The organism is Rhizobium sp. BT03 (assembly GCF_030053155.1).
Classification (GTDB): Bacteria; Pseudomonadota; Alphaproteobacteria; order Rhizobiales; family Rhizobiaceae; genus Rhizobium.
In genome coordinates this window covers 324941-348571 of the sequence record NZ_CP125642.1, presented here as the reverse complement: position 1 = coordinate 348571, position 23631 = coordinate 324941, and the positions used below count along the sequence as shown (strand labels likewise).

General features: G+C 62.5%; 21 protein-coding genes. 16 read left to right on the top strand and 5 right to left on the bottom strand.

The genetic code is table 11. The annotated features are described in order from the left end of the window. Positions 1-110: 110 nt before the first annotated feature. Positions 111-1286 (top strand): DUF3095 domain-containing protein, encoded by a 1176-nt coding sequence (locus tag QMO80_RS26355; protein ID WP_283200845.1) that lies wholly within the window; start codon positions 111-113, stop codon positions 1284-1286. Here the strand turns inward: QMO80_RS26355 and QMO80_RS26350 are convergent. Beyond that, a complete protein-coding gene (locus QMO80_RS26350; RefSeq protein WP_283200844.1) occupies positions 1276-2613 on the bottom strand; it encodes a nucleotide sugar dehydrogenase in 1338 nt (445 codons plus the stop codon). The two genes, QMO80_RS26355 and QMO80_RS26350, sit on opposite strands and share 11 nt — an antisense overlap. Before the next feature lie 564 nt (positions 2614-3177). Here QMO80_RS26350 and QMO80_RS26345 point away from each other — a divergent pair. The 9 genes from QMO80_RS26345 (at position 3178) to QMO80_RS26305 (ending at position 15157) form a co-directional block, all read left to right on the top strand. Continuing rightward, positions 3178-4521 (top strand): adenylate/guanylate cyclase domain-containing protein, encoded by a 1344-nt coding sequence (locus QMO80_RS26345; RefSeq protein ID WP_283200843.1) that lies wholly within the window; start codon positions 3178-3180, stop codon positions 4519-4521. Between the two features lie 154 nt (positions 4522-4675). Next, a complete protein-coding gene (locus QMO80_RS26340) occupies positions 4676-6565 on the top strand; it encodes an ABC transporter ATP-binding protein (RefSeq protein WP_283200842.1) in 1890 nt (629 codons plus the stop codon). Then, the gene (locus tag QMO80_RS26335) at positions 6565-8472 is read left to right on the top strand and encodes an ABC transporter substrate-binding protein (RefSeq protein WP_283200841.1); all 1908 of its coding nucleotides are present in this window, start codon (positions 6565-6567) and stop codon (positions 8470-8472) included. Before QMO80_RS26340 ends, QMO80_RS26335 begins: the two co-directional genes overlap by 1 nt. Positions 8473-8475: 3 nt before the next feature. Beyond that, positions 8476-9474: an ABC transporter permease gene (locus QMO80_RS26330; protein WP_003595069.1), complete on the top strand. Its 999-nt coding sequence runs from the start codon at positions 8476-8478 to the stop codon at positions 9472-9474. Then, positions 9474-10646, top strand: coding sequence for an ABC transporter permease (locus tag QMO80_RS26325; RefSeq protein WP_283200840.1), 1173 nt, complete (start codon positions 9474-9476; stop codon positions 10644-10646). The genes QMO80_RS26330 and QMO80_RS26325 overlap by 1 nt, the downstream gene beginning before the upstream one ends. A gap of 96 nt (positions 10647-10742) precedes the next feature. Beyond that, positions 10743-11948 (top strand): glycosyltransferase family protein, encoded by a 1206-nt coding sequence (locus tag QMO80_RS26320; RefSeq protein ID WP_283200839.1) that lies wholly within the window; start codon positions 10743-10745, stop codon positions 11946-11948. 9 nt (positions 11949-11957) lie between these two features. After that, on the top strand, positions 11958-13205 hold the full coding sequence (locus QMO80_RS26315; RefSeq protein ID WP_283200838.1) for a glycosyltransferase: 1248 nt from the start codon (positions 11958-11960) through the stop codon (positions 13203-13205). Beyond that, positions 13202-14350, top strand: a complete 1149-nt coding sequence (locus QMO80_RS26310; protein ID WP_283200837.1) for a glycosyltransferase family protein — start codon at positions 13202-13204, stop codon at positions 14348-14350. The genes QMO80_RS26315 and QMO80_RS26310 overlap by 4 nt, the downstream gene beginning before the upstream one ends. A 111-nt stretch (positions 14351-14461) precedes the next feature. After that, a complete protein-coding gene (locus QMO80_RS26305; RefSeq protein WP_283200836.1) occupies positions 14462-15157 on the top strand; it encodes a YafY family protein in 696 nt (231 codons plus the stop codon). A 66-nt stretch (positions 15158-15223) separates the two neighbouring features. Here QMO80_RS26305 and QMO80_RS26300 read toward each other — a convergent pair whose 3' ends face one another. Further along, positions 15224-15841 carry a TetR/AcrR family transcriptional regulator gene (locus QMO80_RS26300; RefSeq protein WP_283200835.1) on the bottom strand — a complete coding sequence of 206 codons (618 nt, stop codon included), beginning with the start codon at positions 15839-15841 and terminating at the stop codon, positions 15224-15226. 96 nt (positions 15842-15937) lie between these two features. Between QMO80_RS26300 and QMO80_RS26295 the strand changes: the two genes are divergently transcribed. The 6 genes from QMO80_RS26295 (at position 15938) to QMO80_RS26270 (ending at position 21766) form a co-directional block, all read left to right on the top strand. After that, entirely contained in the window at positions 15938-16165 is a 228-nt protein-coding gene (locus tag QMO80_RS26295) for a hypothetical protein (RefSeq protein ID WP_283200834.1), read from the top strand. Positions 16166-16244: 79 nt separating this feature from the next. Beyond that, positions 16245-17078 (top strand): SDR family oxidoreductase, encoded by an 834-nt coding sequence (locus QMO80_RS26290; protein ID WP_283200833.1) that lies wholly within the window; start codon positions 16245-16247, stop codon positions 17076-17078. Between the two features lie 235 nt (positions 17079-17313). Continuing rightward, the gene (locus QMO80_RS26285; protein ID WP_283200832.1) at positions 17314-17688 is read left to right on the top strand and encodes a VOC family protein; all 375 of its coding nucleotides are present in this window, start codon (positions 17314-17316) and stop codon (positions 17686-17688) included. Positions 17689-17691: 3 nt separating this feature from the next. Continuing rightward, positions 17692-18144 (top strand): EVE domain-containing protein, encoded by a 453-nt coding sequence (locus tag QMO80_RS26280; RefSeq protein ID WP_283200831.1) that lies wholly within the window; start codon positions 17692-17694, stop codon positions 18142-18144. A 341-nt stretch (positions 18145-18485) separates the two neighbouring features. Further along, entirely contained in the window at positions 18486-21200 is a 2715-nt protein-coding gene (locus tag QMO80_RS26275) for an ABC transporter ATP-binding protein (RefSeq protein WP_283200830.1), read from the top strand. Between the two features lie 98 nt (positions 21201-21298). Beyond that, on the top strand, positions 21299-21766 hold the full coding sequence (locus QMO80_RS26270) for a cyclic nucleotide-binding domain-containing protein (RefSeq protein WP_258156801.1): 468 nt from the start codon (positions 21299-21301) through the stop codon (positions 21764-21766). An 88-nt stretch (positions 21767-21854) separates the two neighbouring features. On the opposite strand, the gene QMO80_RS26265 is transcribed toward QMO80_RS26270, so the two are convergent. The 3 genes from QMO80_RS26265 to QMO80_RS26255 all read right to left on the bottom strand — a co-directional run bounded on the left by QMO80_RS26265 (position 21855) and on the right by QMO80_RS26255 (position 23405). Beyond that, positions 21855-22310, bottom strand: a complete 456-nt coding sequence (locus tag QMO80_RS26265) for a hypothetical protein (RefSeq protein WP_283200829.1) — start codon at positions 22308-22310, stop codon at positions 21855-21857. A gap of 349 nt (positions 22311-22659) precedes the next feature. Then, entirely contained in the window at positions 22660-22950 is a 291-nt protein-coding gene (locus tag QMO80_RS26260) for a type II toxin-antitoxin system RelE/ParE family toxin (protein ID WP_283200828.1), read from the bottom strand. Next, positions 22947-23405, bottom strand: coding sequence for a hypothetical protein (locus QMO80_RS26255; RefSeq protein WP_283200827.1), 459 nt, complete (start codon positions 23403-23405; stop codon positions 22947-22949). The genes QMO80_RS26260 and QMO80_RS26255 overlap by 4 nt, the downstream gene beginning before the upstream one ends. Between the last annotated feature and the right edge of the window lie 226 nt (positions 23406-23631).

Here is a 23631-nt window from a genome sequence, read left to right as displayed (position 1 = left end):
TGATGAAAAATCGTCAGCGCGTGCTAACACATGAAACCTTGCCAAGTCGATTGCCGTAAATGGGAAATGGCGTTGCAGTGGCAACATGGGTCTGTGCTAAGCTGGATGACATGAAAACCGTAACCGACGAAGAATTCTTTGCCGCCGTGCCGCTGTTCAGCGCCTTCGAGGGCGTGACCGATGCCGCCAATTACCGGCCGCTGCCGGACGGGTGGGTGCTGGCGCTCGCCGATATCGTCGGCTCGACACAGGCGATTGCCGGCGGCCGGTACAAGGACGTCAACATGGCGGGCGCCAGCGTCATTTCGGCTGTCCTGAATGCCGTCGGCAAGGGCGATTATCCCTTCGTCTTCGGCGGCGACGGCGCACTGATTGCGCTTCCCGGCTCGCTTGAAAAGGCGGCGCGCGAGGCGCTTGCCGCCGTGCAGGTCTGGGTCGAGGAGGATCTCGGCCTGATGCTGCGCGTCGCCATCGTTCCGGTCGCGGACACCCGTGCCGAGGGCCTCGACGTCCGCGTCGCGCGATACTCGGCAAGCCCGCACGTCACCTATGCGATGTTCTGGGGCGGCGGCACCAGCTGGGCGGAACGGCAGATGAAGCTCGGCCATTACGCCGTCGCGCGCGCGGCGGCCGGAACACGTCCCGATCTCACCGGCCTCTCCTGCCGCTGGAGCCCGATCGATGCGCAAAACGGCGAGATCGTCTCGATCATCGCGGTTCCCGGCGAAGGCCGGCCGGGCGAGGAATTCCGCGACCTCGTCAACGGCATCGTCGCCATCACCGGCGAGCAGAACCGCGGCAGCCATCCGGTGCCCGCCGATGGCCCGGAGCTTGCCTTCTCGCTGCACGGCATCAACCGCGAGGCCAAGGCCACGGCACCCGCCGGCCGGCGCTTGCGCCAGAAGCTCATCATCTTCCTGCAGCTCGCCATCACGGTGGTCTGCTATCGGCTCGGCATTCCGCTCGGCCGCTTCGATGCGCGCCGCTACAAGCGCGACGTCGCCGGCAATTCCGATTTCCGCAAGTTCGACGACGGGCTGAAGATGACGGTCGATGTCGACGCCGAACATCTGAAACGCATCGAGACGCTGCTGGAAGCGGCACGCGCCAAGGGCGTCGCCCGCTACGGCCTGCATCGGCAGGCCTCGGCGCTGATGACCTGCTTCGTGCCGACGCCGATTTCGCGCGACCACATGCATTTCATCGACGGCGCGTCAGGCGGTTATGCGGTGGCTGCCAGCCGGATGACCGGAAAATCGCTTTCCGGCGTTGCCGTCACGCCTTGATGACGTGATCGGCCGAAAGGCCGAGCCGGTTGAAAACGTTGCGGGTGTCGATGATCAGCGCAGCGCTTTTTGCCAGCGCCGCGTATTCGACGCTGTCATGGTCGGTCGCGACCAGCACCGCATCGTAGCCGGCAATCACCTCGGGCGTCAGCGCCACCGATTTGCGGCCCTTCAGCGCCTGGTATTCGCGCGTCGGCGGGATTTCGGCGACGAAGGGATCGTGATAGTCGGCCCGTCCGCCGCGTTCCTCGATGATCTCGATCAGCCGCAGCGATGGGCTCTCTCTTATATCGGCGACGTTCTTCTTGTAGGCGAGGCCGAGCACCAGCACCCTGCTGCGGCTCAGCGCCTTGCCGGCGCGGATGTCGAGCGCTTCGGCGAGCTTGCCGACGACATAACGCGGCATCGCCGAATTGATCTCGCCGGCAAGCTCGATGAAGCGGGTCGGCAGCTCGTATTCGCGCGATTTCCAGGTGAGATAGAAGGGGTCGATGGGGATGCAGTGGCCGCCGAGGCCGGGGCCGGGATAGAAGGGCATGTAGCCGAAGGGCTTGGTCTTGGCCGCATCGATCACCTCCCAGACGTCGATGCCCATTGCCGCATAGACGGTCTTCAGCTCGTTGACGAGGGCGATGTTGACCGAGCGGAAAATGTTTTCGGTGAGCTTCACCGCCTCGGCCGTCGCATTCGAGGAGACCGGAACGACGGTCGACACCGCCGCGCCATAGAAGGCCTTCATCAAGGACAGCGCCTCGGGCCCGTCGCCGGCGACGACCTTCGGGATGGTGGCGGTATGGTAATGCTGGTTGCCGGGATCCTCGCGCTCCGGCGAGAAGCCGACGAAGAAATCCGAACCGGACTTCAGCCCTGTGTCTTCGAGAATGACCTTGACGATATCGTCGGTGGTGCCGGGATAGGTGGTCGATTCCAGCACCACGAGCTGGCCGGGGCGCAGGTGCTCGGCGATCGAACGCGACGTTGCCTCGACGAAGGAAAGGTCGGGATCGCGATGTTTGGTGAGCGGCGTCGGCACGCAGATGATGATCACGTCGCAGGCGGCAAGCCCGGCGAAATCGGTTGTCGCCTGGAAGCGCCCCGCCTCGATCTCGGCGGCAAGCGCTGCGTCGCTGACGGCATCGATATAGGAGCGGCGGGCATCGAGTGCCACCATCTTGGAAGGATCGATGTCGAAGCCGGTGACCGCAAAACCGCTGCGCCCCACCGCCATTGCCAGCGGCAGGCCGACATAACCGAGCCCGATGACGCCGGCACGCGCCGCGCGGGTTTCGATCTTCTGCAAAAGCGTGTCGAAGGTGGAGGTGGCCAAGGCGGGATCTTTCAAACGGGGAAGAGGAAGCTGATCTAATGCATGATCGCGGTGAATTAAACCCGGGCCGCCTCCCGATTCGCGCCGAAGGCTGCCCCTCACCCTAGCCCTCTCCCCGTAAAAACGGGGAGAGGGGACGTGCCCTGCGAGACGTTAGTGAGAGACCGAGAGGTCGCGGCTTGCCCCTTCGCCCCGCGCGCGGGGAGAAGGTGCCGGCAGGCGGATGGGGCGGGTCTCGCCGACATAACCCCTTAGCCGGGTGTGGCCAAAATGCCCCGCCGCCGTCCTTTGCTGCAACTTGAGGGCACAAAAAAATCCCGGTCCCATTGTTTCGCATATGCAGCATCCCTATTTTCACTTTTAATAATGAACCGCCGTGAAAGGACTGCCCGTCCGGTCCTCCAATATGGGGAGCAGAGGGGTGCCGCTGCCGGGCTCTCGGCAGATCGTTGACAAATAATACCGCTCGTACATCCTGATTTCCTTGTGACCTGCGCATGAAAATGTGCCGGCCGAGGGATTTTTTTCTCTGGGATGGCGTGCCTTATGAGGATCATACCGAGAATGAGCACGATCGAATCCAGCGTCTCCTCCATCCTGTTGGACCGGGTCGCTGAATGGCTGACGAACTCTTCGCTGGCCGGAGACGAGCTTGAAAACATCGTGCGCGGCTTCTGCGAAAGGATCGCGGCCGCCGGCCTGCCGATCGCGCGCGTGCATCTGACCTTTTCGATGCTGCATCCGCTCTACGACGCGCTGAGCTTCACCTGGCGGCGCGCCAGCGGCGTCACCATCGAGGGCTTCCGCATGCCGGCCGGGCAGAAGCCGGACCGTTTTCTGCAGAGCCCCTATTATTATCTGCTCGACAACAACCTGCAGCACATTCGCCGCCGGCTGATGCAGGAAGGGCCGGCCGAATTCCCGATCTTCGAGGACCTGCGCAAGGACGCCATCACCGATTACCTCGCCTTCGTGCAGCCCTTCGGCGACGGTTCGGTGCAGGGCATGATGGGCTCCTGGTCGACCGACCACCATAACGGCTTTTCCGACGACATGATCGATGCGCTGATCAGGATGCAGAACCATCTGGCGGTCGCCGCCAAGATGGCGGTGCTCGGTAAACTCGCCAACAATATGCTGACCACCTATCTCGGCGGCGACGCCGGCAAGCGGGTGCTGAACGGCCAGATTCGCCGCGGCGACGGCGAGACGATCCGTGCGGCGCTCGTCATGGGCGACATGCGCGAATCCACCATGTATGCCGAAAAAGAGGGCCGCCAGGCCTATATCGACACGCTGAACCAGTTCTTCGACGCGATCGCCGCCCCCTTCAACCGCAATGGCGGCGAGATTCTGAGTTTCCTCGGCGACGGCTTCCTGGCGGTCTATCCCTGCGGCCGCCACAAGGACCCGTCGAAAATCGCCTGCGAGGCAGCCCTTTCCGCCGTCCATCAGGCGCAGGCGCGCGTCGCCGAACTCAACAGGGACCGCGAGGCGAAAGGCCTGAGCAAAGTCGGCTACGGCATCGGCCTGCATGTCGGCAACGTCATGTTCGGCAATGTCGGCCTGAAAGACCGGCTGACCTTCTCCGCCTTCGGCTCGGCGGTCAACGAGGTGCAGCGGCTGCAGGTCCTCACCAAGAAATACGGCCGCGAGGTCGTCGCCAGCCAGGCCTTCGCCGGCTACTGCGGCGGCGAATGGACGACGCTCGGCGAAGAGAAACTGCGCGGCATCCGCCAGAAGGTGACGGTGCTGCAGCCGCGCGCACCGGCCCCCGAGATCAACGTCGAGGAGGGCTTCCGCGAGGCAGTGCAGAACGGGCTTTCCGAAGCCGAACAGGTCATTCTCCTGCACCGGGACGCGAAGAAACACGTCGAGCGCACAACCATGGAGAAGTTCATCCAGTAAAAACTCGAACGCCTGCTATGAATCTGCGCGTCTCGCCTGGGGAACTTCGGCGGGATGCTACGGTTTTCCCTTGATTGTCATCTGCTAGACACCCCGTTTGCGGTACGATAGTGTGCCTTAACGGGAACATAGAAGACTGGGGAATTTCATTGGTATGGCGTCTGCAGCCGATTTGTTGCGTATTGAAAATCTCGACGTCTCCTTCTCGGTTTTCGGCGACCGGCTGCGTGTCGTAAAGGACGCCAATCTTCGCATTCTTCCGGGCAAGGTCACCGCTCTCGTCGGCGAATCCGGCTCCGGCAAATCGGTGATCAGCCAGTCGGTGATGGGCATCCTGCCCAACCCGGCCAAGGCCTCCGGCCGCATCCTTTTCACCGATCCGCTCGACGGCAGCACGACCGATATCCTGTCGCTTTCGCGCGACAGCGAGGAGATGCGCGACCTGCGCGGCCGGCGCATGGCGACGATCTTCCAGGAGCCGATGACCTCGCTGTCGCCGCTGCACACGGTCGGCAACCAGATCAGCGAAGTGCTTTTGATCCACACCGAGATCGACAAGCAGGAAGCGCGTGAGAAGACCGAGGAGATGCTCGGCCTCGTCGGTTTTGCCAATCCGCACCGCACCTACGACATGTACCCGTTCGAACTGTCCGGCGGCATGCGCCAGCGCGCCATGATCGCCATGGCGCTGATCTGCAAGCCGGCGCTGTTGATCGCCGACGAGCCGACGACGGCGCTCGACGTGACGATCCAGGCGCAGATCCTCGAATTGCTGCGCGAGCTGCAGGCCAAGCTCGGCATGGCGATGCTGCTCATCACCCACGATCTCGGCATCGTCGCCAATATGGCCGACGAGGTGGTCGTCATCTATCACGGCGAGATCATGGAGGCGGGGCCGGTCGAGGCGATCTTCCGCAATCCGCAGCATCCCTATCTCAAGGCTTTGATGGCCGCCGTTCCGCATTTCGACATGAAACCCGGCGAGCGGCTGAAGGCGTTGCGCGACGTGCCGGTCAATCTCGAGACTCTCGTCGGCAAGAAGAAGCCGCTTCAGGCCGAAGCCCCGGGCACACTGCTTTCGGTCGCCAATCTTTCGAAGACCTACAAGACCCGCAAGCGCAGCCTGCTCGGCAAGCACGAAGCCGCCGTGGTGCACGCCGTCGACGATGTCAGCTTCGACATTCGCCGCGGCGAATGTCTCGGCCTCGTCGGCGAATCCGGCTGCGGCAAGACGACACTCAGCAAGATCCTGATGCGCGCCGTCACACCCGATAGTGGCGCGGTGGTGTTCAACGACGGCAAGGACGTGATCGACGTGCTGTCGGTGCGCGGCGAGGCACTGCAGGATATGCGCACCAAGATCCAGATGGTGTTTCAGGATCCGGTCTCCTCGCTCTCGCCGCGCATGACGGTGCGCAACATCCTCAGTGAGCCGCTTGAAATTCATGACCGCGGCGACAGTGACGAGCGCAAGCGCAAGGTCGAAGGGCTGATGGCGGCGATCGGCCTCGACAAGCGTTACCTCAGCCGTTACCCGCACAGTTTTTCCGGCGGCCAGCGCCAGCGCATCGGCATTGCGCGCGCGCTGGCGCTCGGCCCGAAGCTCGTCATCCTCGACGAGCCGGTCTCGGCGCTCGACGTCTCCGTCCAGGCACAGATCCTCAACCTGTTGAAGGACCTGCAGAAGGAGCTGGGGCTTACCTATCTGTTCATTTCGCACAATCTCGCCGTCGTCGATTACATGGCCGACCGCATCGCCGTCATGTGCAAGGGCCGTATCGTCGAGATCGCGCCGCGCGAGATCATCCTGCGCGATCCGGTGCATCCCTATACGAAATCGCTGCTCGCCGCCGTCCCCTTCCCCGATCTCGACCGGCCGCTCGATTTCAAGGCGCTCCGGGAAAACGGCGCCGCCGACAAGCAAAACTGGGGCGTGACCTTTACCGCCGAGCATGACGACGCCTCCGAGCTTGCCTATGCCGATCTCGGCGACGGCCATCTGGTGCGCGCCCGCAAAGGCGCCGATGCCAAGGAGTTGCGCTGATGGTGACGCGTCGCACTTTTCTCGGCGGCCTCGTCGGCGCGGCGATCGCGCCCACCGTGCTTCGGGCCGAGCAGGCCGTCGAGCCTGAGTTTCTCAAGGAGCGGCTGGCATCGGGCAGCCTGCCTGGTATGGCCGAGCGCATTCCCGCCCGCCCGCGCATCGTCAACTTGAAGGAGATGGGGCTCGAACCCGGCAGCTACGGCGGCACGGTGCGCACCATCATCGGCAGCCAGCGCGATATCCGCTTCATGACGATCTACGGCTATGCCCGCCTGATCGGCTACGACAAGCACCTGCAGTTCCAGCCTGACATTCTCGCCGATTTCAGCTCGGAAGACGACACGGTCTTCACCTTCAGGCTGCGCGAAGGCCATAAATGGTCCGATGGAGAACCATTCACGGCCGACGATTTCCGCTACTGGTGGGAAGACGTCATCCTCAACGACAAGCTGACGCCGGGCGGCGGCGCGCTGGAGCTTCGCCCGCATGGCAGCCTGCCGCGCTTCGAGATGCTCGATCCGCTGACGGTGCGCTATAGCTGGGACAAACCCAACCCGATGTTCCTGCCGACGCTCGCCGGCCCCATACCGCTCGTCATCGTCGGGCCGGCGCATTATCTCAAGCAGTTCCATAAGAAGTTCCAGCCCGACCAGGCGAAGATGGAACAGATGATGCAGGCCAACCGCGTCAAGAAATGGCAGGACCTGCACATCAAGATGGCCCGCTCCTACCGGCCTGAGAATCCCAACCTGCCCACGCTCGATCCCTGGCGCAACACGACGGCGCTGCCGGCCGAGCAATTCGTCTTCGAGCGCAACCCGTTCTTCCACCGCGTCGACGAGACCGGCCGGCAGCTTCCCTATCTCGACCGCTTCATCCTCAACGTCTCCTCCTCGTCGATCATCGCCGCCAAGGCGGGCGCCGGCGAAGCCGACCTGCAGGCGACCGGCATCGATTTCAACGACTATACGTTCCTGAAAGAAGCTGAGAAGCGCTTCCCGGTGAAGGTCAATCTCTGGAAGGTGGCGCGCGGCTCGCGCATCACGCTGTTGCCGAACCTCAACTGCGCCGACGAGGTATGGCGCGGCCTTTTCCGCGACGTGCGCCTGCGCCGCGCCTTGTCGCTGGCGATCGACCGGCATGAGATCAACATGGTCGCCTTTTACGGGCTCGGCACGCCGAGCGCCGATACCGTCCTGCCCGACAGCCCGCTGTTCAAGCAGGAATATGCCGATGCCTACGTGAAGTTCGATGCCGACGAGGCCAACCGCCTGCTCGACGAGATCGGCCTGACCAAGCGCGGCGATGACGGCATCAGGCTGCTGCCGGACGGGCGGCGCGCCGAGATCACCGTCGAAACCGCCGGCGAGAGCAATCTCGATACCGACGTGCTGGAGCTGGTGCACGATCACTGGGCCAATATCGGCCTTGCGCTCTATACCCGCACCTCGCAGCGCGACGTCTTCCGCAACCGCGCGATGAGCGGCTCAATCATGATGTCGATCTGGTACGGCCTCGACAATGGCGTTCCCACAGCCGACATGTCGCCCTCGGGACTGGCGCCGACCCTCGACGATCAGCTGCAATGGCCGCTCTGGGGCATGCATTACCTCTCCGCCGGCCAGGAGGGTGCAGCCCCCGACCTGCCTGAAGCGGCCGAACTGGTCGACCTGCTCAAACAATGGGGCTCGACGGCGAAATTCGAAGAGCGCCAGGTGATCTGGCACAAGATGCTGTCGCTCTATACGCAGCAGGTGTTCTCGATCGGCCTGATCAACAGCACGCTGCAGCCGATCCTTCGCGCCGCCAAGCTGCAGAACCTGCCGGAGAAGGCCCTCTACGGCTTCGATCCCACCTCCTATCTCGGCATCTACATGCCGGATGCATTCTGGTACAAGGAGGCCTGAGGCGTGCTCAGATACATTCTCTGGCGCATCGCCGCCATGGTGCCGACGCTCTTCGTCATTTCGGCGCTGGTTTTCACCATCATCGAGCTGCCGCCGGGCGATTTCTTCGAGAGCCAGATCGCCGAGCTGCGCGCCTCGGGCGAGACCGCCAATCTCCAGGAAATCGAGGAGATGCGCCAGCAATACGGCTTCGACAAGCCGGAGATCGTGCGCTATTTCTACTGGGTCGGCGGCATGCTGCACGGCGATTTCGGCTATTCCTTCGAATACCAGATGCCGGTTTCCGACGTGGTCGGCGAGCGCCTGTGGCTGACGATCCTGGTCTCTTTCACGACCATCCTGCTCACGTGGCTGATCGCCTTTCCGATCGGCATCTATTCGGCCACGCACCAGTATAGCTGGAGCGATTACGGGCTGACCTTCCTCGGCCTGCTCGGCATCGCCATCCCGAACTTCATGCTGGCGCTGATCCTGATGTATTTCGCCAATATCTGGTTCGGCATTTCGATCGGCCATCTGATGGACCAGCAATATATCTCGGCGCCGATGAGCTGGGAGAAGGCACGCTCGATCCTCTCCCACCTGTGGATCCCCGTGATCATCGTCGGCACGGCGGGTACGGCCGGCATGATCCGGCGGCTGCGCGCCAACCTGCTCGACGAGATGCAGAAGCAATATGTGACGACGGCGCGCGCCAAGGGCCTGCATCCGATGCGGGCGCTGCTCAAATATCCGCTGCGCATGGCGCTCAACTTCTTCGTCGCCGATATCGGCTCGATCCTGCCGTCGATCATCTCCGGCGCCGAAATCGTCGCCATCGTCCTGTCGCTGGAGACGACGGGGCCGATGCTGATCAAGGCACTGCAGAGCCAGGACATGTATCTCGCCGGCTCCTTCCTGATGTTTTTGGCCTTCCTCAACGTCATCGGCGTTTTGATCTCCGACATCGCCCTCGGCTTCCTCGATCCCCGCATCCGTCTGCAAGGCAGGAGCACCAAATAATGTCGCCCCTTCCCGCACCCGGCGCGCCGCTTCCCCATTACGTCTCGACCGCGCCTTTCGATCCCTTGGCGACCGAGACCATGACGGCGGCGCAATCGCGCATCCATCTTGCATCGCAGAAGCAGCTGATGTGGTGGAAGTTCAAGCAGCACAGGCTGGCCTTGACTTCAGGCATCTTTCTCGCCGCCGTCTACCTGATGATCCTGATCGTCGAATTCCTTGCGCCCTACGGCCTGCACACCCGCAACGTCGATTTCATCCATGCGCCGCCGCAGCGCGTTCACTTCTTCGACAAGGGAGAGTTCGTCGGTCCCTTCGTCTACGGCCGCAGCATGACGCTCGATCTCGACACGCTGCACCGCGTCTATACCGACCGGCCGAACGACGTGCAGCCGATCCGCTTCTTCTGCCGCGGCGATTCCTATAAATTCTGGGGCCTCGTCGCTTCGAACTATCATCTGGTCTGCCCGTCGATCGGCGGCCAGATGTTCCTGCTCGGTACCGACCGGCTCGGCCGCGACGTGCTCTCGCGCATCCTTTACGGCGCGCGAATATCACTGACGATCGGCCTGATCGGCATTTCGATCAGCTTCGTGCTCGGCATCGTCATCGGCGGTCTCGCCGGCTATTGGGGCGGCGTGTTCGATCTCGTCGTCCAGCGCCTGATTGAAGTGCTGCAGTCGCTGCCGAGCCTGCCGCTATGGATGGCGCTGGCCGCCATCATGCCGGTGACCTGGAGCCCGATCGTCATCTATTTCGGCATCACCGTCATCCTCGGCATCATCGACTGGACCGGGCTAGCACGTGCCGTGCGCTCCAAGCTCCTGGCGCTGCGCGAGGAGGATTACGTCCAGGCGGCCCAGCTGATGGGCGCCAGCACGCCGCGCATCATCGGCCGGCATCTGGTGCCGGGCTTCATGTCGCATCTGATTGCCTCGGCGACGATTTCGATCCCCGGCATGATCCTCGGCGAGACCGCGCTCTCCTTCCTCGGCCTCGGCCTTCGCCCGCCGATCACCAGCTGGGGTATTCTGCTGACCGAGGCAAAAAGCGTCAGCGTCATCGCCTTTTATCCTTGGCTGCTCTATCCGATCATTCCTGTTGTTCTTGTCATTTTGGCGTTCAACTTTCTGGGAGACGGCTTGCGTGATGCGGCAGATCCCTACAAATAGCAGAAAACCCGGCGGCGCCTCATGGCACCGCCCCCGCCACGTGGCCTCCGGACGGTGGGGGTGCTAACTATGTTGTTCACCCCGGAGGGAACACCCATGGCCAGACGTCTCGAAGATGCGCGCATCCTCATGTACAGTCACGACACCTTCGGCCTCGGCCATCTCAGGCGCTGTCGCGCCATTGCCCATGCGCTGGTCGAGGATTATCGCGGCCTCAACATCCTGATCATTTCGGGCGCGACGATCGCCGGCGCCTTCGACTACCGCGCCCGCGTCGATTTCGTGAAGATCCCGAGCGTCATCAAGCTGCGCAACGGCGAATATACCTCGCTTGCCAGCCATATCGACCTGCACGAGACGCTGAAGATGCGCGAATCGAGCATCCGCCACACGGCCGAAACCTTCCAGCCCGATATTTTCATCGTCGACAAGGAGCCGATGGGACTGAAGGGCGAGGTCGAGGATACGCTTGCCTATCTCAAGGCCCGCGGCACCGTGCTGGTGCTCGGCCTGCGCGAGATCATGGACGCGCCGCATCTGCTCGAGGCCGAGTGGAAGCGGAACGGCATCATGCAGAAGATCGACCAATATTACGACAGCGTCTGGGTCTATGGCCCGCCGGATTTCTACGATCCGCTTGTCGGTCTCGACGTGCCGGCGAGCCTGCGCCGGAAGATGGATTTCGTCGGTTTCCTGCAGCGCAGCGTCTCCAAGGGCAAGACCTCGATCAACGCCCGCAAGGATAACTACCTGCTCGTCACCACAGGCGGCGGCGGCGACGGCTCCGATCTCGTCCACGACGTGATGAACGCCTATGAGGCCGATCCGACGCTGACGCAGAAAGCGCTCGTCGTGCTCGGTCCCTATATGCCGGCCGCCGAACGCGCCAAGCTGGTGCAGAAGGGCGAGGCCATTCCCTATATCGAGGTGATCGAGTTCGACAACCACATGGAAGAGCTGATCGACGGCGCCACCGGCGTCGTCGCCATGGGCGGCTATAATACCTATTGCGAGATCCTCTCCTTCGACAAGCCTGCCCTCATCGTGCCGCGGGTCAAGCCGCGCGAGGAACAGCTGCTGCGCGCCCAGCGGGCAAGCGCGCTCGGCCTCGTCGATATGCTGCTGCCGGACCAATCGGCCGATCCCACCATCATGTCCGAGGCGCTGAAGCGTCTGCCTTCCCGCCTGCCGCCGTCGAAGAGCGGCAGCAACATGCATCTCGAAGGGCTCGACCACATCTCGCAGACGGTCGGCCGATGGATCGATGGCCGCGCCAGCCACCTTTCCCTCGTCGCGGAATAGGGCACAGCCTTGCCGCCACGCCGCAAGATCCTCGTCGTGCTGAAAGGCTATCCCCGCCTATCAGAAACCTTCATCGCCCAGGAGCTGCTCGGCTTGGAAAAGGCCGGCTTCGACCTGACGCTGATTTCGATGCGCCGGCCGACCGACAAGAAGCGCCATCCCGTGCATGACGAGATCAAGGCGCGCGTCGTCTACCTGCCGGAATATCTGCACGAGGAGCCGATCCGCGTGCTGAAAGGCCTGATCGCCGGCTTCTCGAAGCCCGGCTTCAAGGCGCTGATCAAACGTTTCCTCGCGGATCTCCCACGCGACATCTCCCGCAACCGCTTCCGCCGTCTCGGCCAGGCGCTGGTGCTGGCACGCGAATGGCCGGATGGAGGCGAATGGCTGCATGCCCATTTCATCCACACGCCGGCTTCGGTGACGGAATATGCGAGCATCCTCACCGGCACACCCTGGACCTGTTCGGCGCATGCCAAGGACATCTGGACGTCGCCCGACTGGGAGCTGCAGGAAAAACTCGGCAGCGCCCGCTGGGCCGTCACCTGCACCAGGACAGGTTATGAGCACATGCGCGCCCTGACATCCCGCAAGGATGCCGTGCACCTCAGCTACCACGGTCTCGATCTCGCCCGGTTCGGCGCCTTTGCCGGCGAGCGTTCGGAGAGGACCGGCAGCGACCCGGCAGATCCCGCCTTCATCTTGAGCGTCGGCCGCGCCGTCGAGAAGAAGGGCTATGACGTGCTGCTGCGCGCACTCGCCCTGTTGCCTAGCGATCTCCACTGGCGCATGGACCATATAGGCGGCGGCGAGGAACTGGCGAAGCTGAAGGCATTGGCCGCCGAGCTCGGCCTCTCCCACCGCATCGTCTGGAAGGGCGCCCTGGCGCAGGAAGACGTGCTCGATCATTACCGCCGCGCCGACCTCTTCGCGCTCGCCTGCCGGATTGCCGCCAACGGCGACCGCGACGGCCTGCCGAACGTGCTGGTGGAAGCCTCTAGCCAGCGGCTCGTCTGCCTCTCGACCGCGGTATCCGGCGTGCCGGAACTTTTGGAGGACGGCGAAAACGGCCTGGTGGTGCCGCCGGAGGATCCGGCGCTACTGGCCAAAGCGCTGGAGACGGCGATCCGCGACCCGGCGCTTCGCAAGCGCCTCGGCGACGCCGCCGAAAGGCGGGTGCGTGACGATTTCGACTATCACTCCAGCATCCGGCAGCTCACCGGCCTGTTCGAGGCCGAATGGCAGAAGGCGTCATGACGGCACCGCGTATCTTCTTCTACGTCCAGCACCTGCTCGGCATCGGCCACATCGCCCGCGCCAGCCGCATCGCCAATGCGCTGGTCAAGGACGGTTTCGACGTCACCGTGGTCACCGGCGGCCTGCCGGTGCCGGGTTTTCCCGGCGAGGGCGTCAAGACTGTGGCCCTGCCGCCGGTCGTCGCCAGCAATGCCGGCTTCTCCGGCCTGGCCGACGCCGATGGCCGCCCAGCCGGCGAGGATTTCCTCAATGCCCGCCGCGATCTGCTGCTCGATGCCTTCCATGCCGCAAGGCCGGATGTCGTCATCATCGAAGCTTTCCCCTTCGGCCGGCGGCAGATGCGCTTCGAACTGCTGCCCTTGCTTGCGGCGATCGACAAGACCGAACCGCGGCCGAAACTCTTGAGCTCGGTGCGCGACATCCTGCAGGAAAACCGCAAGGCCGGCCGCGACGCGGAGACCGCAGCCCTGGTCAGGGCGCATTTCGATGCCGTGCTCGTCCACGGCGATCCCGGCTTCACCAGGCTGGAGGACACTTTCCCGCTGACGGCGGAGATTGCCGACAGGCTGCGCTATACCGGCCTCGTCGCAGCGCCGCCGGCGCCGGAACCGGGCGAAACCTTCGACATCATCGCATCGGCAGGCGGCGGCGCGGTCGGCGCCGCGCTGATCGGCGCGGCGAAAGAGGCGGCGGCCCTGCTGCCGGCCGATCTGCGCTGGCTGCTGATCGCAGGCCCGAACCTACCGGAAGCCGATTTCGCCGCGCTGTCGCAGGATGCCGCCCCAAACGTGACGCTGGTGCGCTTCCGCAAGGATTTTCCCTCGCTGCTGCGCGGCGCGAAAGTGTCGATCTCGCAGGCAGGCTACAACACGGTCGGCGACCTCCTGCGCAGTCAATGCCGGGCGATCCTCATCCCCTTCGTCGCCGGCGGCGAGACCGAGCAGACGGTGCGCGCCGAACGGCTGCAGGCGCTGGATCTCGCCGACATCCTGCCGGAAACGGGACTGACGCCAGGCCATGTCAAGGAAGCGGTCGAAAAAGCGCTCGCCGCGCCGCGCCGCGGGGCGGTCTCGCTCGATCTCGACGGCGCCGAGAAAACCGCCGGCATCATTCGCTCCATGCTGGCCGGCAATTCGACGTTTTGAGGATATCGATGAGCGCGGGCGGCTAAAGACATGGGCGCACGGCTTCGGCAAAGCTGTCCCAATCTCATGCTGCCACTATCTGGCAGCAGCAAGCCTGTATAAGCTTACCGCATGTCCCGCTCCGAACGCCTCCTCGACCTTCTCCAGGTACTGCGCCGCCACCGCCGGCCGGTCAGCGGCGGGGTGCTGGCCGACGAGATCGGCGTCAGTATCCGCACCCTCTACCGGGATATCGCCAGCCTTCAGGCCCAGGGCGCGGCAATCGAGGGCGAACCGGGCGTCGGTTATGTCCTGAAACCGGGATTTCTGCTGCCGCCGCTGATGTTTCCGCCTGAGGAAATCGAAGCGCTCGTGCTCGGCTCCCGATGGGTAGCGGACAGAGGGGACGATCACTTACGCGATGCGGCGCGAAATGCGCTGGCGCGGATCGCAGCCGTGCTGCCGCCCGAATTGCGCGACGCATTGGAGGCCTCCGCCCTTCTGGTGGGGCCAGGCGTCAAAATCCCCGTCGACTCGGTCGATCCGGCCCTGCTGCGCAAGGCGATCCGCACCGAACGCAAGCTTTCGCTCTCCTATAGCGACGGCGCCGGCGTGGCGTCGGAGCGTGTGGTGTGGCCCTTCGCGCTTGCCTTTTTCGATCAGGTGCGCGTCCTCCTCGGCTGGTGCGAACTCCGCCAGGATTTCCGCTCGTTTCGCACGGATCGAATCGTTCAAGCGCAAGCGCTCGACACACGTTATCCCAAGCGCCGGCAGGCGCTGCTGAAGCAGTGGCGGGAGATCCAGGGAATATCGACCCCTAAACATTAAAAGGGCACAGTGTCCGCTCGCGATCCGGCCCATCTGCCGGAGCGCCTGGGCAGGACCGCTCTTCCGCTAAGTGCTCGGCTGCGGGATTGCCAGCCCATCCACCAGAGTGGCAATGGCTGCCTCCAGCGGCGCCGATCCGACCTTTTCTGGCACCAGAAGTCCATCGATCGCAAGCAGGGTGATGCCGTGAATGAGCGCCCATGCGGCGGTCGCCTGTCCCCTGACTGGCCGCTTGCGAATGGTGCCAGCAGCCTGACCGCGTCCGAGCATGTCCAGCACGACGTCAAATACCGCGAGCGCCCTTTGATCGAGATGCATTCCCACGGCCCGCCCCTCCTCCGCGCTGAACATCAGGCGATATAAGGCCGGGTTGTCGGTTCCGAACGCGACATATGCCAGAGATATCGGAGTGATCTCCTCGAGCAGCGATCTGGGGGCTTCGGGTTTCGCCTCCACCAGCGCCTCGCGTAGTCGATCGAACCCAATCATGGCGAGTTCTACCAGAAGGGCAGTCCTATCCGGAAAGTGCTTGTAGGGCGCCGCGTGGCTGACGCCTGCCCGACGGGCGACTTCCCGCAGCGTGAACTGCCAGTCCTTCTCTGTCCGAAGCATGTCCAGAGCAGTTTCAATAATTGCGCGGCGGAGATCACCGTGATGATAGGGGCGGTGGGGTGCAGCCTGCATGGGACCTCAAAGTTTCTCATGGATACATTGTTGACACTGGTAACTTTGTCGCCTATCTAAAGGCGTATGTTTCTTCTGTCTACATCGGAATGCACCATGCACGCCATAGCAAAAATCAACGGCACCATCATGCATGCCGCGCAGGACGTGCCTTTCAGCAGCGTCGGCGCCAGCGGAATAGGTGCCGATCACGACGTAGTGGGTTTCAGGCGTCTGAGCCATGCCAAAGGCATCTATGAGCAGGGACGGTGGAACGCCGTCAAACTGTTCCATCCCCCAGACGGAAAGCTGACCGGGCGCATCCCGAACGTCATGCTCCGGTGAAGATTCAACTTTGCAGGGGCGAACAAGCACGACCCGTGTCAGCTCCTCCGAAATATCCATGCAATTGAAAGGAAAACCAATGCAAAATGTTGTTAACGCGGAAACGCAAACGTCCCTCGTAGGAAAACCGAATAGTGCCGCGCCGAAGCGGGCCCTGATCACCGGTGCGTCCAGCGGCATGGGTCTCGAATATGCCGAACTCTTGGCAGCGCAAAAGGTAAATCTCGTGCTCGCCGCCCGGCGCAGGGAGCCGATGGAGAAGCTCGCCATAGAGCTTCGACAAAAATACGGTGTCGAGATCGTCGTCGAACCGATCGATCTTGCAGTCCCTGGTGCTGCCGCTCGTTTGAAAAGCAGCCTGGACGACAAGTCGCTGCAGATCGATATTCTCGTGAACAATGCTGGCTACGGGCTGCATGGGGACTTTCTGGACACCCCGCTGGAGCGCACGACCGATATGATGCAGCTCAACATCACGGCGGTAACGGAACTGAGCTTTATCTTCGGACAGGATATGGCAACTCGCGGATCCGGACAGATTCTCCTCATCGCGAGCATTCTGGCATTTCAGCCTGTCCCTGGGTTTTCAGCCTATGCAGCAACGAAGTCTTACGTCCTTTCCTTTGGAGAAGCTTTGCACGACGAACTCAGCCCCCGAGGCGTGACTGTCACCTGCCTTTGCCCAGGACACACCGAAACCGGATTCGATTCGGCCGCTAGCGCCCCTGTTTCGCGCATGCTGCGCCTTCTGACGATGAAGCCCCGCCCTGTCGCCGAAAGCGGTCTCCGCGCGCTGTCACAAGGCAAGCCCTCCGTAGTTGCCGGGTTCATGAACAAGATCATCATATTTTCTAATCGCCTGACACCGCGCTCGATGCAGCGAGCCGTCATGAAAAGCGTTACGGGGGGATGAACCGCAGTCGGCCGGCGACCGACGCGTCCGTTGCCGGCCTGTTGATCTTCGCAGCCAGTGTGCATTTTCGGGAAGGTTGTACGGCAATGGCAAACGCCGCCCGTATCACCATACCGTATATCTGTACCCCTTTAGTGTTGGGGGGCCAATATCGCATCGAGACGGATGATACTGCCAGAATTTGGCAGTATCAGGTCATAAGGTTCTGCTGTCCAACGAACAACAGGAGACCCTTATGACCGCCAGCAACAGCATTCTTCTCTACGTGACCGACGCGCCGGCGAGCGCCCGCTTCTACGCCAAGCTGCTCGGGAAGGAGCCCGTGGAAGCGAGCGAAACCTTCGCCATGTTCATCCTGCCTTCCGGCTTGGGGCTCGGTCTCTGGGGCAAGGCCGGCGTCGAGCCCGCGCCGGCAGCAGCCGGCGGCGGCTGCGATATAGGGTTCAAGGTCGCCGCATCAGAGATGGTCGATGCGACCCACGCCGATTGGCAGGCCAAGGGCGCCGATATCGTCATGGCGCCGACCGATCTCGATTTCGGCCGAAGCTTCGTCGCCGCCGATCCCGATGGGCATCGCCTGCGTGTCTATACCGTGGCCGAGGAGGTTTGAGCCATGGCCAAAGCCTGGATCGCCGTCGCCTCCGCAGAGCATGTCCGCATCGGCCGTCAAGCCGGTTTCATGCAGGTCTGTCACGGCAAGGCGTCACCCCTCCGGCGGATCACGCCTGGGGATCGCGTGATCTATTATTCGCCGACCGTCGTCTTCGGCGGCAAGGACCGCCTGCAGGCTTTCACCGCGATCGGTGTGGCCCGCGACGGCGCGCCCTACCTGGTGGAGATGGAAAGCGGTTTCAGGCCCTGGCGGCGGGATGTCGACTGGCGGCCTGCGGAGGAAACCCCGATCCGGCCGCTGCTCGGCCGGCTGGCCTTCACCCGGGTCGGCCCCAATTGGGGCTATCAGCTCCGCTTCGGTTTGTTCGGCATCGGCGATGAGGATGCCGATATGATCGCGGAAGCGATGAGCCATGCCGATCCGAACGCCATGCTTCGCGACGTCGCGGCATGAACCCGGCCGCCTAAAAGAACGTCAATGGCCAACCCCCGGATTTTTCCGGGGGTTTCTTTGCTCGCAGCACCGATCTCAACTTAAATCGGTATCGATTCAGCGATAAAATTATCCAGCAATTCCAAGTGCTGCAGCGTCCTTTGCACGTCTTTTCGGACGTGCGGCGCTGCAATCCAAAATTCCTGTGATATAAGCAAAGTTCGGGCGAGAATCGGCACGTCTGCAGCCGGTCGCTTCGCCTTGTTTTCATTGCGATATCGGCGGTCCGGCTGCATGGTCCTGTTCTCAAGAATCCTCCCCATCCCGGCCCCCGGAATTTCCCAGCACGCTGACGGTTAGCCATGGAAAAAAGCCTCGCCCGCTACATCTGGAAGAACACGCGGCTGCAGCAGCTGTGGATTCTGGCTGTCGTCGCCGCCTCGATGGTGCCCTATTTCCTGTCTTTCGACCTGCCGAAGCAGATCGTCAACGGACCGATCCAGGGCGACGGTTTCGAAGGTCCGGGCGCAAGGCAGACCTTCATGCACATCGCCTACGACATTCCGCTGATCGGCCATGTCGAATTCTTTCAAGGCCTGCAGCTCAACCGCTTCCAGATGCTGATGGCCCTCAGCCTGGTGTTTCTGGCGCTGGTGGTGCTGAACGGTCTCTTCAAGTTCTATATCAACACCTATAAGGGCCGGCTCGGCGAGCGCATGCTGCGGCGCATCCGCTTCGAACTGATCGACCGGGTGCTGCGGTTTCCGCCCATCCACTTCAAGCGGGTGAAATCGGCCGAGATCGCCACGATGATCAAGGACGAGGTGGAGCCGATGGGCGGCTTCACCGGCGATGCCTTCGTTTCGCCCGCCCTTCTCGGCGGTCAGGCAATCACGGCGCTCGCCTTCATCATCGTCCAGAATTTCTGGCTCGGCATGATCGCCGCCGGCATCGTCGGTGTTCAGGCCGTCGTCATTCCCCGCATGCGCAAGCGCCTGCTGGATCTCGGCCGCCAGAGACAGCTGACGGCACGCGAACTGTCCGGCCGCGTCGGCGAAATCGTCGACGGCATCGGCACGATCCACGGCAACGACACCTCCAACCTCGAACGCGCCGACATCGCCTCGCGGCTCGGCCGGATCTTCTCGATTCGCTACGACCTTTACCAGTGGAAGTTCCTGGTGAAGTTCATCAACAACTTCCTCGCCCAGGTCACGCCCTTCCTGTTCTACGCGATCGGCGGTTACCTGGCGCTGCAGGGCCGGCTCGACATCGGCCAGCTCGTTGCCGTCATATCGGCCTATAAGGACCTGCCCGGGCCGCTGAAAGAACTGATCGACTGGGACCAGATGCGCCAGGACGTGCAGGTGAAGTACCAGCAGGTCTACGAGCAGTTCAACGTCGAGCCGCTGATCGACAGCCGCATTCAGGAGCTCGCCACCGCCCCCGTCGGCGCGCTGACCAGCGCGCTCGTCGTCACCAACCTCTCGCTTTCCGACGACAGCGGCGCCCGCCTCGTCGATCACGTCTCCGTCGAGATCAAGCCGAACGAGACGGTGGCGATCGTCGGCCCGAACGGCAGCGGCGCCGAAGCCTTCGCCGAAGCGCTCGGCCGCATGGTCTGGCCCGATTCCGGCCGCATCACCATTGACGGGCGCGACCTCCTGGACTTGCCGGAATCGATCACCGGCCGGCGCATCTCCTATGCCTCGGCCGACACCTTCTTCTTCCACGGCTCGCTCGCCAGCAATCTGCTCTACGGCCTCAAACACGCGCCGATGACCGATCCCGTCTACGACGAGAAGGAAGCGCTCGAGTATAAATGGCATTCCGTCGAGGCGGTGAAGGCCGGCAATCCGACGCTCGACCTCAACAGCGACTGGGTGGATTATCAGGCCGCCGGCGCCAGCGGGCCTGAAGATCTGCTGAAAGCCATCCGCCCGGTGCTCGACGCCGTGCTGATCTCGCAGGACATCCTCGATCTGGCGCTGCGCTCGAACGTCAATACCGACGTGCATGTGGCCGTCAGCGACCACGTCGTAACCCTGCGCGCCTCGCTGCGGGATCGGCTGCGCGACGAAGGGCTCGACGGCATCGTCGTGCCCTTCGATTTCGACGCCTATAACGCCCAGGCGACGGTCGGTGAGAACCTGCTGTTCGGCACGATGAAGCGGCCGCTGATGACCAACCGCCGGCTGGCCGCCCATCCCTATTTCCAGCAGCTGTTCCGCGAGACGGGCCTGAGCACCGATCTCTACGCCATGGGCCTGGAGATTGCCGAGAACGCCGTCGAACTCTTCCACGATCTGCCGCCGGACCATCCGTTCTTCCAGCAGCTGACCTTCATGACGGCGGACGACATTCCGACCTACCAGGCGCTGCTGCAGAAGCTGCAAAGCCGCCGCTTCGAGGACGCCACACCCGAGGAACGTTCGGCCATCATCCGGCTGAGCTTCGCCTATATCGAGCCGCGCCACCGCTTCGGCCTGCTGACCGACGAGCTGATGGACAAGATCGTCAGCGCCCGCAAGCAGTTCCATGAGCATATCCCGGCCGATCTCGCCGAGCTGATCGAGCGCTACGATGCCGAGCGTTTCACCCCGTCGGCCAGCCTGATGGACAATGTGCTGTTCGGCCGCATTGCCTATCAGCAGGCCGACGCGTCCGACCGCATCCGCGCCATCATGGGCGAACTCTTCGACGCGCTCGATCTTTACGACGATGTCCTGTCGATCGGGCTGGAATTCGACGTCGGCTCCGGCGGCAAGCGGCTGACCATGGTGCAGCGGCAGAAGCTGAATCTCGCCCGTGCGCTGCTGAAACGCTCGGACTATTTCATCTTCAACCGGCCGCTGTCGGCGCTCGACCAGCGCGTTCAGGATCAGATCACCCGCAACATCGTCGAAGACCTGCACGAAGAGGGCAAGCGGCCGGCGATCATCTGGGTGCTCTCCAATGCGCGGCTCGCCGAGATGTTCGACCGCATCCTGCTCTTCGACCGCGGCGGGCTGGCGGAAGCCGGAAACTATCCGGAACTTTCCGAGAAAAACGGGATGTTCAAGGAACTGTTATCGTAATATTCTATTGGGGCGGCGATGGTAGGCGTTCCCGGGGGGACGTCCGGAATTGAAGGCGCCTGGTTCCAAGAACCCTGCGTCAGGGGATTGAAACGCTCATGCTGTTGAGAGACGAAGTCGAAATGCTGCGCCGGGTGCCGATCTTTGCGAGGATTGCGCCGGCCAAGCTCAAGCTTTTGGCCTTCACCTCCGATCGCATGACCTACAAGGCCGGCCAGGATCTCTTTCACCAGGGCGATGTCGGCGACGCCGCCTATGTCATCCTCTCCGGCAGCGCCGACATCATCGTCTCCTCGCCGGCCGGCGAGATCAAGGTCGCCGATGTCGAGCTCAACTCCATCGTCGGCGAAATCGCCATCCTCTGCGATGTCTCGCGCACGGCAACGGTGCGCGCCACCTCGCCGCTCGAGGTGCTGCGCATCAGCAAGGAGCACTTCCTGAAGCTGCTCAGCGACTTCCCCGAAATGGCCGTCGAAATCATGCGCGTGCTCGCCGACCGCCTGAACCACACCACCGCGGAACTGACCGCGGCGCGGGCGGCAAAGCAGCCGCAGATGGCGCAGTAGAGTCGCTGAACCAGAATTGCTCGGCAGCTCATACGAAGACCGAACGGGCGGTAAACATCATGGATGTCCGGAGGATTTCGCGGGCGTTTCAACCGGTCTGAAAGAGCTTCATTCGACCGTCATGGATCAGAAGCGCGCTCAAAACACCTGTTTCGCAAGCCCCGCTATCCAGGTTGATCCTGTGCTGGTTGCTGAGAACGACATCGGCGATGGGCGTGTGACCATGTATGATGGCCAGCCCATCTTCATATGGCCCCTTCGAAGAAAGCCAAGGCTCGCGAATCCACGCAAGAGTTTCTGCGGTCTGACGATTGATCGGAACCTCTGCATCGATGCCCGCATGGACGAAAAGTAGTTTTCCGATCTGCACCTTCAGAGACAACGAATGCAGCCACTCAATCATATCGCCGCCTAGAAGCTCCGACACCCTCTCTTCCCACCGGCCGCGAGGGTCAACGCCGAGTTCCTCAAAGAATTCGGTACCGCCATTCGCCAGCCAACGATCCATCATCTTGGCGTCAGGTGCGCGAAGCAACTGAATCAATCGATGTTCATGATTTCCAAGAGGGTGCAGTTGGTCGCACCGGGAATGCCCTGCATGGCTAATCTCAGCGACCGCACGCTTTCCGGCCCCCCGGGTCGATCAGATCGCCCAGATGGATGCAATGAGCAGCACCCGGAGAAATGAGGTGAAATTCGTGCGCAATACCGAGATGCATCTCTCTCAGAAGATCAGCGCGTCCACGAACGTCGCCGATCGCGCAAATGGCTGTCTCTTCATCGATTTCACGGGTGGAGGGCATCCACTCTGAACGGACTATCACTATGGAGCTTCCCAGCAATCAGCTATTAGAAAGGCGCATGATGGTTCATGCTTTCGGGCAGGTATCAGATCAAGATTTCGGCGGCCATTTTTGCGCACCATGGACGAGGCGCAAAATTTCCACCTGTTTGGCTTTTTGGCGGACACGATAGATCACGATGAAAGATGTGCGTGAAATGACCAGTTCGCGCGTTCCATCGATTCGTCCGGGCCGGCCGATCTCCGGCTGATCAATGAGCAAATCGGTCTGACGCTCGATCTCATCAAGTTGGCTTATCGCGGCGCCGACATTCTGGTCGGCGATAAACTGAATGGCTCTTTTGCGATCGGATGCAGCTTTCGCACGCCAGACGAGCTTCACTTGCTCTCGCCCTTAAGCCGCGCCAACAGTTCCGCCCGTTCGCGCGCCATCTCTTCCTTAACGACTTCGTGCGGGATCCAGACCGCGTTCGGATCATCGGCTTCCCGAATCGCTTCCTCGACCTGTTCGCGGAACCATTTGTCGTATTCCGCCGCCTCATGGGTCCGACGCAAAGCGGCGGCCCGATCCGGCCGCGATGCCGTCTCGGGAACGTAATCGGCCGCATCGACATCGAACTGCGAGATGCCGATATCCTTGAGATAGGACACCAGCGTATCCATGCGCTTGAACAGGCGCACCTGCCGGCTGCGCTGGGCGGCGAGCGGACGCTCTGATTTGCCGTAGCGGATGACGACGGACCAGCCGCCGGTCTTGCCGACGACATGCGCGGCATCGACCGCGCCTGCATCGACAAGGCGGGAAAGGGTCGAATGATCGATGGTTTCCGCGGTCATGGCATATCCTCGCTGATCGCGGATATCCTATGCAATTAATTATAGATTGCAATGCGTTCAATAATTGGAATGCATTGCCCGAAATGAAAGTTCGCTTTATTCTTCTGCCCGGTCGGTGCCGATGGCTGCCCCTCACCCTAACCCTCTCCCCGTAAAAAACGGGGAGAGGGGACGTGCCCAGTGAGAGCTTGGCGAGAAACGGAGAGGTCGCGGCTCGGTCCCTTCG

Coding starts and splice junctions, on each gene's coding strand:
- QMO80_RS26255 (WP_283200827.1), bottom strand. CDS start 23,405: ATGACCGCGGAAACCATCGATCATTCGACCCTTTCCCGCCTTGTCGAT.
- QMO80_RS26270 (WP_258156801.1), top strand. CDS start 21,299: ATGCTGTTGAGAGACGAAGTCGAAATGCTGCGCCGGGTGCCGATCTTT.
- QMO80_RS26300 (WP_283200835.1), bottom strand. CDS start 15,841: ATGCAGGCTGCACCCCACCGCCCCTATCATCACGGTGATCTCCGCCGC.
- QMO80_RS26310 (WP_283200837.1), top strand. CDS start 13,202: ATGACGGCACCGCGTATCTTCTTCTACGTCCAGCACCTGCTCGGCATC.
- QMO80_RS26285 (WP_283200832.1), top strand. CDS start 17,314: ATGACCGCCAGCAACAGCATTCTTCTCTACGTGACCGACGCGCCGGCG.
- QMO80_RS26295 (WP_283200834.1), top strand. CDS start 15,938: ATGCACGCCATAGCAAAAATCAACGGCACCATCATGCATGCCGCGCAG.
- QMO80_RS26290 (WP_283200833.1), top strand. CDS start 16,245: ATGCAAAATGTTGTTAACGCGGAAACGCAAACGTCCCTCGTAGGAAAA.
- QMO80_RS26320 (WP_283200839.1), top strand. CDS start 10,743: ATGGCCAGACGTCTCGAAGATGCGCGCATCCTCATGTACAGTCACGAC.
- QMO80_RS26325 (WP_283200840.1), top strand. CDS start 9,474: ATGTCGCCCCTTCCCGCACCCGGCGCGCCGCTTCCCCATTACGTCTCG.
- QMO80_RS26340 (WP_283200842.1), top strand. CDS start 4,676: ATGGCGTCTGCAGCCGATTTGTTGCGTATTGAAAATCTCGACGTCTCC.
- QMO80_RS26355 (WP_283200845.1), top strand. CDS start 111: ATGAAAACCGTAACCGACGAAGAATTCTTTGCCGCCGTGCCGCTGTTC.
- QMO80_RS26335 (WP_283200841.1), top strand. CDS start 6,565: ATGGTGACGCGTCGCACTTTTCTCGGCGGCCTCGTCGGCGCGGCGATC.
- QMO80_RS26345 (WP_283200843.1), top strand. CDS start 3,178: ATGAGCACGATCGAATCCAGCGTCTCCTCCATCCTGTTGGACCGGGTC.
- QMO80_RS26280 (WP_283200831.1), top strand. CDS start 17,692: ATGGCCAAAGCCTGGATCGCCGTCGCCTCCGCAGAGCATGTCCGCATC.
- QMO80_RS26275 (WP_283200830.1), top strand. CDS start 18,486: ATGGAAAAAAGCCTCGCCCGCTACATCTGGAAGAACACGCGGCTGCAG.
- QMO80_RS26305 (WP_283200836.1), top strand. CDS start 14,462: ATGTCCCGCTCCGAACGCCTCCTCGACCTTCTCCAGGTACTGCGCCGC.